Genomic DNA, 11545 nt, shown 5'->3' on the forward strand with positions numbered 1-11545 from the left:
AATGCAAGTCATTATCAATTAAGATTTTGAGACTTTTGGTCAAGCACCGCAGTCTCAACCGTGTCTTCCACCTTGCTTTCCTCATCGGCGCCGTGCGCAGACGCCCAGATCGCGCCCGTCGATGGCTTGTATCGCGATCATCGCCCGTGGCTGTTCGGGTGGCTGCGCCGCAAGCTGGGGTGCGAGCACCGCGCCGAAGACCTGGCGCAGGACGTTTTCGTCAGGGTGATGCAGGGTCGCAAGCAGGTGCGCGCGACCGAAGCGCGCGCGCTGCTCACAACGATCGCCAAGGGATTGGTCATCGACCACCAGCGCCATGCCGCGCTGGAACACGCGTACCTCGCCTACCTGGAATCGGTGCCCGAACCGTACGCGCCGTCTCCCGAGGCGCAGGCCGAGCAGTTGCAGGCGCTGATGGCGCTGGACCGGCAGTTGGACGGACTGCCGCCCAAAGCCCGGTCCGCGTTCCTGCTGTCCCAACTGGACGGTTTGACCTATCCCGAGATCGCCGAACGCCTGGACGTGTCGTTGAGTTCGGTGCAGCAATACATGGTGCGCGCGATGTCCGCGTGCTATGCGGCGCTTCATGCCTGACACCGCCAACGGAATGCCGCCGGACCGCCGGCCGCCAGATCGCCGGCCGCTGCACCGACTGCCGCCAGCCCATCGCCCCTCGGACTCCGTCGTGCGCCAGGCGATTGTCTGGTGGGCCAAGCTGCAGTCCGGGGTGGCGGATTTGCGAGACCAGGAATCCTGTAGCGCCTGGCTGGCGGAGGACCCGGCGCATCGCCTGGCGTGGGATCGTCTGCAGGCCATCGGCCAAGACGCGCGCCGGGTGCCATCGGCGCTGGCGCATACCGCGCTGAACGCCCCCGCATCGCGCGGCCGGCGCGCCGCATTGCGCGGCATGCTGTCCATCGCTGGCGTAGCGGTCACAGGCTGGGCGGGCTATCGCCATGCGCCGTGGCAGCGGCTGGTCGCCGACTTCAGTACCGATGTCGGAGAAAGGCGATCGCTGGCGTTGGCCGACGGGCTGCGCGTCACGCTGAACAGCGATACGGCCGTGCGCGTCAACGTGAGCGGCAATGCGCGCAACATCGACCTGCTGCGCGGCGAAATGCTGGTGGCGGCCGAACTGCGTCCAGGCATCGAGGCATTGCGCGTTGACACTGGCTACGGAGAACTGCGGGCCGAACGCGCCCGTTTCGACCTGCGGCGCACAGCCCTTGGCTCGCGCGTCGGCGTCTACGAAGGCAGCGTGGCGCTGCTGCGGCACGGCGTTCTGACTCACGTGAACGCAGGAGAGCGTCTGGCCTATGCCGACGATGCCGAGACCCGCCGCGGGGCGTCGGATCCTGACCGCCTTGCCTGGGTGGACGGCATGGTGGTGGCCAAAGAATGGCGTCTGGACGATTTCGCCGAATACCTGGCGCGCCAACGGGTGGGCGTGATCCGCGTCGATCCCGCGGTCGCGTCATTGCGGCTGTCCGGTGTGTTTCCACTGGACGATGCCGAGCGGGCGCTCAAGGCGCTGGAGCCCGCCTTGCCGATCACCGTCACGCGCCATACCCAATACTGGCTGCAGGTCGGACCTCGCGAGATCTGACAGTTACAAAATTCTTTGCCGACGCATTGCAGGTTTTGCCGCCCCGTACGGAAAGCAGGAATAGAGACCACCGTACAGGGAGATGTTTGTGTCCGCTTCAATCCATACGCGCCTGCGTGCACCGCTGACCGCCGGCCGCAAGGCCGTGCTGGCCGCCACTTGCGCGGGCGCGCTCGTCGCCGTCGTCCCGGTAGCCTGGGCGCAGTCCGCGCCGGCCGCCGCCAGCGCGCAGCGCAGCTACCAGATTCCGGCAGGCCCCCTTGCCGACGCGCTGACGCAGTTCGCGCGCAGCGCCGGCGTGGTGCTGTCGTTCGACCCGGCGCTGGTGCGCGGGCGACGCTCGGAAGGGCTGGACGGCGCGTATACCGTGGGCGCAGGCTTTGCCCGCATCCTGTCGGGCAGCGGCCTGCAGGCGCGCGCGCAATCCGGCAATACCTGGACGCTGGCGCCCGCGCCGGCGTCGTCGGGCGATACGCACGTGCTCGCGCCCGTGACCGTTTCGGGCATGTCCGAAAGCGCTTACGCGCCCACCGTGGGCTATGTGGCCACGGCCAGCGCCAGCGCCACCAAGACCGACACGCCGCTGATCGAGACGCCGCAGTCGGTGTCCGTGGTCACGCGTGAACAGATCGTCGAGCAGGGCGCGCAGACGCTGAACCAGGTGCTGCGCTACACGGCCGGCGTGGCCACCGAATCGCGCGGCGCCACGGCGACGCGCCTGGACCAGTTCAACGTGCGCGGCTTTTCCGCATCCACGTACCTGGACGGCCTGCGCGTGTTCGGCGGCCGCGACGCGCTGCCGCAGGTGGATGCCTTCCGGCTGGAACGCGTGGACGTGCTCAAGGGCCCGGCCTCTGTCATGTACGGGCAGGGCGGTCCTGGCGGTGTGGTCAATCAGGTCAGCAAGCGGCCGCTGGAAGAAGCGCAGCGCGAAGTCGAGCTGCAGGTCGGCAACTATGATTTCCGCCGGGCCAACTTCGACTTTGGCGGCCCCATCGACGAAGAGGGCAAGTACCTGTACCGCCTGGTTGGTTCGGGCTACATGTCCGACGGCCAGGTGAAGGACACCAAGGAGCGCCGTTATTTCGTCTCGCCGGCCTTCGCGTGGAAGCCCAATGCGGACACGTCGTTCACGGTGCTGACGAACTTCCAGCACGATCCCGACATGGGTTCGTATGGCGCCGCGCCCGCGATGCGCACGCTGCTGAACGCGCCGGACGGCTTCCGCCTGCCCGCTGACTACTACGACGGCGACGCCAACTTCGAAAAGAGCGACCGCAAGAGCTATTCGCTGGGCTACATCCTGGACCATCGCTTCAACGACACCTTCAAGGTGTCGCAAAGCCTGCGCTGGACGCATGCGGACGCCAAGTACCGCAGCATCTACGGTGCGATGACCAACTACTACGGCTACACGGACAGGACCTACCTGTACCACCAGCGCGCATCGATCGCGACGGACGTGGAAGTGGGCGCGCTGACCATCGACAACAACCTGCAGGCCCGCTTCAACACGGGCAAGATCGGCCACAACGTGCTGGTGGGCTTTGACTACCAGCACGTCAAGACCGACACGCTGTCGGGCTTCGGGTCCGCGCCGGCCTTGTACGTGAAGAACCCGGACAATCACCAGAACATCCCCGTTCCGGCGTTTTCCACCGATGCCACCACCACGCAATACCAGACCGGCGTGTATTTCCAGGACCAGATGCGGTTCGACCGTCTGTCCTTCCTGCTGGGCGGGCGCTATGACTGGTCGCGCAACGTGGGCGAAAGCAAGGCGATCTCCACGGGCCGCGTGACGCCGTCGTCCCTGAACGCGGAAGCGTTCTCCGGCCGGTTTGGCGCCATCTATAACTTCGACAACGGCGTGGCGCCGTATTTCAGCTACTCGGAGTCGTTCGAGCCCCAGTCGGGCACGGGCTGGAACAACACGCCCTTCAAGCCGATCGAGGGCAAGCAGTACGAAGTGGGCATCAAGTACCAGCCGCCGGGCTCGTCGACGTTGCTGACGTTCGCGGCCTTCGACATCCGCCGCGAAAACATGACGACCACCGATCCCGATCCGACGCACCTGTGCGGCACGTCCGGCGGACGCTGCTCGATCCAGGCGGGCGAGGTGCGCACGCAGGGTATCGAGCTGGAAGCCAAGACCGAACCGATGCGCGGGCTGTCGCTGATCGCTGCCTACTCCCTGATGAACAACGAGTACACCAAGGCATACCCGAACACGACCGGCTTTGACCTGAAGGGCAAGACGCCGGTTGCGCTGCCGTCGCAACAGGCCTCGGCGTGGGCGCGCTACCAGCTGAAGGAAGGGCCGCTGGCCGGCCTGGGAGTCGGTGGCGGCGTACGCTACATCGGGTCGTCGTATGCCAACGACGCCAACACACTGAAGGTGCCGAAGGTCACGCTGGTGGACCTGATGCTGGACTATGACCTGGGCCGCGCGTCGCCCTCGCTCAAGGGCATGCAGGTGGCCCTGAACATTCAGAACCTGTTCGACAAGGAATACATCGCTTCATGCTCGGGCGAGTCCTGGTGCTGGTTCGGCTATCAGCGCTCGATCAAGGCCAGCTTGCGCTATCGCTGGTAATCGCAAGGAAAAAGGCGGCCCCGGCGGGGCCGCCTTTTCGTTTGGCGCCGCGCAAAGTCTTTCAGTCCGCCACTTTCCAGTCCGCCAGTTCCCATCCGTCACGCCCCATTCGATGACGTTCTCACGTTAACGAGAATGGTTATAATTCATACCCTTCGCAGGAAATCCGCGCGAACCGCCTGGGCTCGTACCGGCTTACGCACCGTTTCCGCAACTACCATCAGCAAGAACAAGTGAAAGCTCCCGCAGCCGGCGCAGGCATGATGCGCTACCGTATCGCCGTCTTTTCCCGGGCGACGGCCGCCATTCTGGGCGGCTATGCCCTGGCCTCTGCCGCTGCCGCCTGCCTGGCGGTGTGGTTGCCGCTGGGTCGAGCGGATGCCGTCACCACCGCGCAGTTGCTGTCCTTCGTGGTCTACGCCTGCGGCGTCATCTGGGTGTTCGCCACGCGCAACGCCTGGCGTGCCTGGGCGGGCATCCTGGGGCCTGCGGCGATTTTGGGCGGCCTGTTCCTGGCGGGTCGCATGATGGGGGCGGCATGAAAGCAGCCAAGCCCAAGGCCCAGGGCGAAGAGGGCCTGCGCCAATCGATGTCGTGGTTGCACACCTGGGCCGGCCTGATTTTCGGCTGGGTGCTGTTCGCCATGTTCCTGACCGGATCCCTGGCTTTCTTCCGCCCGGAGATCACGCGCTGGATGCAGCCCGAGATTCAGGTGCAGCCGGGCCCCGCCGTGCAGGCGGTGGAAACCGCGCAGCGCTACCTGAATGAAAACGCGGCGGACGCCAAGCGCTGGTTCATCACGCCCCCGTCGGATCGCGAACCGCTGATCCAGTTGCTGTACCAGACCCCCAAGCCCAAGCCGGGCGAACGCGGCTTCGTGCGCGTGAAGCTCGATCCGGCTACCGGGCAGGCCGTCACGGGCCGCCAGACGCGCGGCGGCGACTTCTTCTACCGCTTCCATTTCGAACTGGAAACCGCGTTCCCATGGGGACGCTGGCTGGCCAGCATTGCGGGCATGTTCATGCTGGTGGCGATCATCAGCGGCATCATCACCCACAAGAAGATATTCACCGACTTCTTCACCTTCCGGCCGAAGAAGGGCGGTCAGCGCGCCTGGATGGACGGACACAATGTCCTGTCGGTGCTGGGCCTGCCGTTTCACCTGATGATCACCTTCAGCGGTCTTGTGCTGTTCATGGTGATGCTGATGCCGGCGGGCATCCAGGCCGTCTATGACACGCCCCGGCAGTACACGGACGACGTCTTCAAAGCCTTCAAGGTCACGCCGCCGCTGAACCAGCCTGCGCCGCTGGTGGCCATCGCGCCGCTCGTGGAGCAGGCCCAGCAGCACTGGCAAGGCAGGGTGGGGCGCGTGACGGTCAACAATCCGGGCGACGCGGGCGCCACCATCACGCTGACCCGCGATGAGGCTGATGGCGTGTCGTACGGCCGCCTGGCGCCCTATATGCGCTTCGACGGCGTGACGGGCGCGCTGCAGGAAGGCTCGGACGAGCGCAGCGCTACGGTCGTCACCGCCGGCGCCATCACCGGCCTGCACCTGGGGCTGTTTGCCGAGCCGCTGCTGCGCTGGCTCTATTTCCTGGTCAGCCTGGCCGGCACGGGAATGGTCGCCACCGGCCTGGTGCTGTGGATCGCCAAGCGCCGCCAGAAGGCGCGCCCCGGCGATGCGCGCGAAGCCTTTTCGCTGCGCCTGGTGGACGGCTTGAACGCGGGCACCATCGCCGGCGTGGTGTTCGGCGTTGCGGCCGTGTTCCTGGCCAACCGCCTGCTGCCGGCGGAAATGCCGGGACGCCAGGTGTGGGAAGTCCGCGCATTCTTCTCGGCGTGGGGCCTGTCCCTGGTCTACGCCTTCCTGTTCCAGCGGCGCAAGTGGCAGGACCTGCTGGCCGTCGCCGCCGCCGCGCTGGCCCTGGTGCCCGTCGTCAATGCGCTTACCACGCACCGACACCTGGGCGTGTCCCTGCCCGAGGGAGACTGGGTAATGGCCGGCTTCGACCTGACCTGCCTGGCCAGCGCCGTGCTGTTCGGATGGATGGCCCGCAAGGCCGCCAAGGCCAGCAAGGCGCCTGCCAAGACGCCCGGAAAGGCCCGGCCCCAACGCAATGAAGCCGTGAAGGCCGCCGTTGCCGCCGCCGCGTCGCCCGTCGTCCAGACGCCCGCGGTTACCGCCGCGACCCAACGGACCGTTCTTGAACCGCGAGGTGATATGCCATGACGCTTGCCGCCTTCTGCCTGGCCTATGCGGGGTTTTCCGCCCTGTGCCTGGGCATGGACCGTCACTACGAAGACCTGTTCGACCGCGCGCTGCCGCGCCGGCACCGCTTGCCGCTGCGGCTGTTTGGCTGGATCGCGCTTGCGCTTTCCCTGTGGGCGTCGGCGGCGGTCTGGGGCTGGAGCTACGGGACGGTCGAATGGATCGGCATCCTCAGCATCGCGGGCCTTTTGCTGATCTGGTTCCTGACGTTCCGGCCGCGCGCGGCCTTGACCGCCGGCGGGCTGTGCGCGCTGGCCGCGCCGTTGCTGGCGGTGCTGTAGGCCGTCGCGCATCCGGGTGATTCGATCGCCGGGCGCCGGATGAGCCGCAGCGCGGCAAGTTACACTGGCGGCTTCCCCACGCAAACGCCATTTCGCCTCATGAACACCCGCGTCCTTACCGGCATCACCACCACTGGAACTCCCCACCTTGGCAACTACGCGGGCGCAATTCGTCCGGCGGTCCAGGCCAGTACGCAACCCGGCGTGGACGCATTCTTCTTTCTGGCGGACTACCACGCGCTGATCAAGTGCGACGATCCCGCACGGGTCGCGCGCTCGCGCCTGGAAATCGCCGCGACGTGGCTGGCCGTGGGCCTGGACCACGATCGCGTGACGTTCTACCGCCAATCGGACATCCCGGAAATCCCCGAACTGAGCTGGCTGCTGACCTGCGTCACGGCCAAGGGCCTGATGAACCGGGCGCATGCGTACAAGGCCTCGGTGGACCAGAACGTGGCCAAGGGCGTGGACCCGGACGACGGCATCAACATGGGGCTGTTCTCGTATCCGGTGCTGATGGCCGCGGACATCGTCATGTTCAACGCGAACAAGGTGCCCGTGGGCCGCGACCAGATCCAGCACCTGGAAATGGCGCGCGACATCGCCCAGCGCTTCAACCACCTTTACGGGCGCGACTATTTCACGCTGCCTGAAGTGGTCATCGAAGAAGAGGTCGCCACCTTGCCCGGGCTGGACGGCCGCAAGATGTCCAAGAGCTACAACAACACCATTCCCCTGTTCGAAGGCGGCGCCAGCGCGCTGCGCGCTTCCGTGATGCGCATCGTGACCGACTCGCGCGAGCCGGGCGAACCCAAGGACGCCGAGTCCTCGCATCTGTACACCCTGTATCGCGCGTTCGCGACGCAGGCGGAGTCGGCGGCGTTCCGCAAGCAGCTCGAAGAAGGCATGGGCTGGGGCGATGCCAAGCAGGCGCTCTACCTGCATCTGGAAACCTTGCTGGCCCCGATGCGCGAAAAGTACATCGACCTGATCGCCAATCCGGGCCGCATCGAAGACATCCTGCAGGCCGGCGCCGCCAAGGCCCGCAAACTGGCTGTGCCGTTCATGCAGGAATTGCGCGAGGCCGTGGGCCTGCGCACCCTGGGCGCGGCTGCCGCGTCGGGCAAGGGCGCCAAGGGCAAAAAGGAAAAGTCGAAGGGCGCGCGCTTCGTGAGCTTCCGCGACGAGGACGGCAGCTTCCGCTTCCGCCTGCTGGCCGCGGACGGCGAAGAGCTGCTGCTGTCGCAAGGTTTTGCCGACCCCAAGGAAGCCGGCGCGCTGATGCGCCGCCTGCAGGCGGAAGGCTCGGACGCTTTCCTGGAGCCCAGCGCGCAGGGTTATGCGGTGCTGATCGACGGCGTGGCCGTTGCGTCGGCGCCCGCCGGTGCGCAAGGCGAACCCGCCGCGCTGCTGTCTCGCACGCGCGAGGCCCTGCAGTCGCTGTCGCAGGAATAATCGGCGGGAAGGCGGCGCGTCTAGCACCGCCTGCAGGATGTCGGGCCCTGCCTGTGCCACAGGCAGGCGCCAAACGCCGCGGCAACCGGCCGCGCGCTGCGTCTCAGCCTGGCGATCAGTTCAGCCGCGCGCTGGCCACGATGCGCCCGTCGCGCACCTGGAAGCGCTGCACATGGCCTTGCCCGGCGATTTCAAGCAGATCGCCGTCGGAATAGCCGGTGACATTGGGACAGTCCAGCCATTCCGGGTTGATGAACGGAAAGTACTTCAGCGTGCCGCTGCCCTGGCTGGCGAAATCGAACGTGGTGTTGGCCACGACCTCTGGATCCCACTGGCTGGCGTCGTACGTCAGCACGCAGCCTGCGCCGATGCGGTAGATGATGCTGGCGCCCATGCTGGCAAAGCCCAACGCCCCCACGTGCAACTGCGCGCCGTTGCGCAGTTCGATGACCCGGCTGCCCAGGCGTTCCAGGGTGACATGCTTGAACGTCAGTTCAGCGCCGTCCACGATCAAATGCGAATACTGGCCCAATGTGACGTCGCCGTAGACGCCGCTTGGGCCGAATTCTTTTTCGGTGATGGTCGCGGTTTCGTTGGCGGCAAGCGTGATGATGCTGAGCATGGCGGATGGATCTCCGGGTCTATCAGGGGGGGGGCGCTGTTTTTCTTGTGCTGCTTCCCGATAGACGTTTCGCGCCGCTGCTCGCCTGATCGTGGGTCTTGTGTCGTCGGGGCGATCACCCCGCGGTGTGGCTTTTTATTATTTAGACACAATTCGATATTTTCTCTTATTTTTGTTATTTCGAATTGAGACAACGCAACGAAAGCCGGCTTGCTACGGGTAAGTCCTAGGGGCAGGGGCGGTGAGGCGGGGGCAAAAAAAATCCCGGCGATGAGCCGGGATCTTGGTGCCGAAGCGCAGCGATCAGCGCTTGAGCTTGGCGAACGCATCCGCCATGGCGCTGTTCATGCCGCCTGCGCCGCTGGCGCCCGCGCTGCGGCCACCGTCACCCTGGCGGCGCGGGCGGTCGCCCCCCTTGGGCGCGTCGCCGCTGCGACGTGCGGGCGAGGCGGTGTCGTTCAGGCGCATGGTGAGGGCCACGCGCTTGCGCGCGACGTCCACTTCCAGCACCTTCACGCTGACCGTCTGGCCCACGCGCACCACGTCGCGGGGGTCTTTCACGAACTTCTCGGCCAGCGCCGAGATGTGGACCAGGCCGTCCTGGTGCACGCCGATATCGACGAACGCGCCGAAGTTGGCCACGTTGGTGACGACGCCTTCCAGCACCATGCCCGGATACAGGTCGTTCAGCGTTTCGACGCCTTCCTTGAACTGGGCCGTCTTGAATTCGGGACGCGGATCGCGGCCGGGCTTTTCCAGTTCGGCGAAGATGTCCCTCACGGTGGGCAGGCCGAAGCGCTCATCGGTGAAGTCGGACGGCGACACGCCCTTCAGGGCGTCACGCTGGCCGATGATCTGCTTCACTTCGGCTTTGATCTTGGCCACGATGCGTTCGACCACCGGATAGGCTTCCGGGTGCACGGACGAAGCGTCCAGCGGATTGTCGCCTTGCGGAATGCGCAGGAAGCCGGCGGCCTGTTCGAACGCCTTGTCGCCGAAGCGGGGCACTTTGCGCAGGATCTCGCGCGTGGGGAACGCGCCGTTCTCGTCGCGCCACGCCACGATGTTCTTGGCCAGCAGGGAATTCAAGCCCGACACGCGGGCAAGCAGGGCCGCCGAGGCCGTGTTGACGTCAACGCCCACGGCGTTCACGCAGTCTTCGACCACCGCGTCCAGCGACCGCGCCAGCTCACGCTGGTTGACGTCGTGCTGGTACTGACCGACGCCGATGGCCTTGGGGTCGATCTTGACCAGTTCGGCCAGCGGATCCTGCAGGCGGCGCGCGATGGACACGGCGCCGCGCAGGGTCACGTCCAGGTCGGGGAATTCCAGGGCGGCGGTTTCCGATGCCGAATACACCGATGCGCCGGCTTCGGACACCACCACGCGGGTGACCTTCAGGTCCGGGAAGCGTTCCATCATGTCGCCCACGAGCTTTTCGCTTTCACGCGAAGCCGTGCCGTTGCCGATGGCGATCAGGTCCACCTTGTGGCGCGCCACCAGCGCGGCCAGCGTGTTGATCGTGCCCTCGCGGTCGCGACGCGGTTCGAACGGGTACACGGTGGTGGTGTCGACCACCTTGCCGGTCTGGTCGATCACGGCGACCTTGCAGCCGGTGCGGATGCCGGGGTCCAGGCCCAGCACGGCCTTGGGGCCCGCGGGGGCGGCCAGCAGCAGGTCTTTCAGGTTGGCGGCGAACACGCGGATCGCCTCGGCTTCGCCGCTTTCGCGCAGGCGGCCGACCAATTCGCTTTCGAATGCCGTCAACAGCTTCACGCGCCAGGTCCAGCGGCACACTTCGCCCAGCCAGCGGGCGCGCGGCGTTGCGTCCAGCGCGAACAGGCCGTTGCCCAGCTTCAGGAAATTCGCGATGCGCGCGACGCAGGGATGCGGCGTCTGTGCTTCGAGTTCGGCTTCCAGGCCCAGGCGCAGTTCAAGCACGCCTTGCTGGCGGCCGCGCAGCAGCGCCAGGATGCGGTGCGAGGGCAGGGTGCGCAGCGGTTCGTTGAAGTCGAACCAGTCGCGGAAATTGGCGCCCTCGGCTTCCTTGCCGTCGATCATCTTCGAGTAGATCAGGCCGGTGGACCACAGGTGCTCGCGCATGTCGGCCAGCAGATCCGCGTTTTCCGCGTAGCGTTCGGCCAGGATGTCGCGCGCGCCGTCCAGCGCCGCCTTGGCGTCGTTGATGGAGGCCTCGGGATTCAGGTACTGCGCGGCCAGCGCGGCGGGGTCGCAGGCCGGATCGGCCAGGATGCCGTCGGCAAGGGGCTCGAGGCCGGCCTCGCGGGCGATCTGGGCGCGCGTGCGGCGCTTGGGCTTGTACGGCGCGTACAAATCCTCCAGTCGCTGCTTGGTGTCGGCCGAGCCGATTTCCTGCTGCAGTTCGGACGTGAGTTTGCCCTGCTGCGAAATGGACTCAAGAATGGCGCCGCGGCGCTCTTCGAGTTCGCGCAGGTAGCCCAGTCGGACTTCCAGGTTGCGCAGCACCGTATCGTCCAGGCCTCCGGTGGCTTCCTTGCGATAACGGGCGATGAAGGGCACGGTGGCGCCGTCATCCAGCAGTTCCACCGCCGAAGCGATTTGGGTAGCGCGCGCGCCAAGCTCGGTGGCGATCTGCGCGACGATGCGGGCGTTGTCGACGCCGGCGGCGACGTACGTGATAGCGGAAGTTTCAGACATCTCTATACGACGGCAAAAAGGAAAAACAAGG

The 11545-nt window shown here is 66.3% G+C and carries 9 protein-coding genes; 7 read left to right on the forward strand and 2 right to left on the reverse strand.

What is annotated here, in order from left to right; genetic code table 11:
* The first annotated feature begins 60 nt into the window (after window positions 1–60).
* The 7 genes from RT614_RS12340 to RT614_RS12370 all read left to right on the forward strand — a co-directional run bounded on the left by RT614_RS12340 (window position 61) and on the right by RT614_RS12370 (window position 8213).
* The gene (locus RT614_RS12340) at window positions 61–594 is read left to right on the forward strand and encodes a sigma-70 family RNA polymerase sigma factor (protein ID WP_313622384.1); all 534 of its coding nucleotides are present in this window, start codon (window positions 61–63) and stop codon (window positions 592–594) included.
* Window positions 587–1606, forward strand: a complete 1020-nt coding sequence (locus RT614_RS12345) for a FecR domain-containing protein (RefSeq protein WP_409558452.1) — start codon at window positions 587–589, stop codon at window positions 1604–1606. Before RT614_RS12340 ends, RT614_RS12345 begins: the two co-directional genes overlap by 8 nt.
* Window positions 1607–1688: 82 nt before the next feature.
* Window positions 1689–4202: a TonB-dependent siderophore receptor gene (locus RT614_RS12350; RefSeq protein ID WP_313622386.1), complete on the forward strand. Its 2514-nt coding sequence runs from the start codon at window positions 1689–1691 to the stop codon at window positions 4200–4202.
* Between the two features lie 260 nt (window positions 4203–4462).
* Window positions 4463–4744: a DUF3649 domain-containing protein gene (locus RT614_RS12355; RefSeq protein ID WP_313622479.1), complete on the forward strand. Its 282-nt coding sequence runs from the start codon at window positions 4463–4465 to the stop codon at window positions 4742–4744.
* Window positions 4741–6438: a PepSY-associated TM helix domain-containing protein gene (locus tag RT614_RS12360; protein ID WP_313622387.1), complete on the forward strand. Its 1698-nt coding sequence runs from the start codon at window positions 4741–4743 to the stop codon at window positions 6436–6438. Before RT614_RS12355 ends, RT614_RS12360 begins: the two co-directional genes overlap by 4 nt.
* Window positions 6435–6758 carry a DUF3325 domain-containing protein gene (locus RT614_RS12365; protein ID WP_313622388.1) on the forward strand — a complete coding sequence of 108 codons (324 nt, stop codon included), beginning with the start codon at window positions 6435–6437 and terminating at the stop codon, window positions 6756–6758. The genes RT614_RS12360 and RT614_RS12365 overlap by 4 nt, the downstream gene beginning before the upstream one ends.
* A 99-nt stretch (window positions 6759–6857) precedes the next feature.
* Window positions 6858–8213 carry a tryptophan--tRNA ligase gene (locus tag RT614_RS12370; RefSeq protein WP_313622389.1) on the forward strand — a complete coding sequence of 452 codons (1356 nt, stop codon included), beginning with the start codon at window positions 6858–6860 and terminating at the stop codon, window positions 8211–8213.
* A gap of 115 nt (window positions 8214–8328) precedes the next feature.
* Here the strand turns inward: RT614_RS12370 and RT614_RS12375 are convergent, their stop codons facing one another.
* Window positions 8329–8835 carry a hypothetical protein gene (locus RT614_RS12375; protein WP_313622390.1) on the reverse strand — a complete coding sequence of 169 codons (507 nt, stop codon included), beginning with the start codon at window positions 8833–8835 and terminating at the stop codon, window positions 8329–8331.
* Window positions 8836–9138: 303 nt separating this feature from the next.
* Window positions 9139–11514, reverse strand: coding sequence for an RNA-binding transcriptional accessory protein Tex (tex, locus tag RT614_RS12380; RefSeq protein ID WP_313622391.1), 2376 nt, complete (start codon window positions 11512–11514; stop codon window positions 9139–9141).
* Window positions 11515–11545 lie beyond the last annotated feature (31 nt).

Source organism: Achromobacter sp. (assembly GCF_032102605.1).
Taxonomy (GTDB): Bacteria; Pseudomonadota; Gammaproteobacteria; order Burkholderiales; family Burkholderiaceae_B; genus Achromobacter.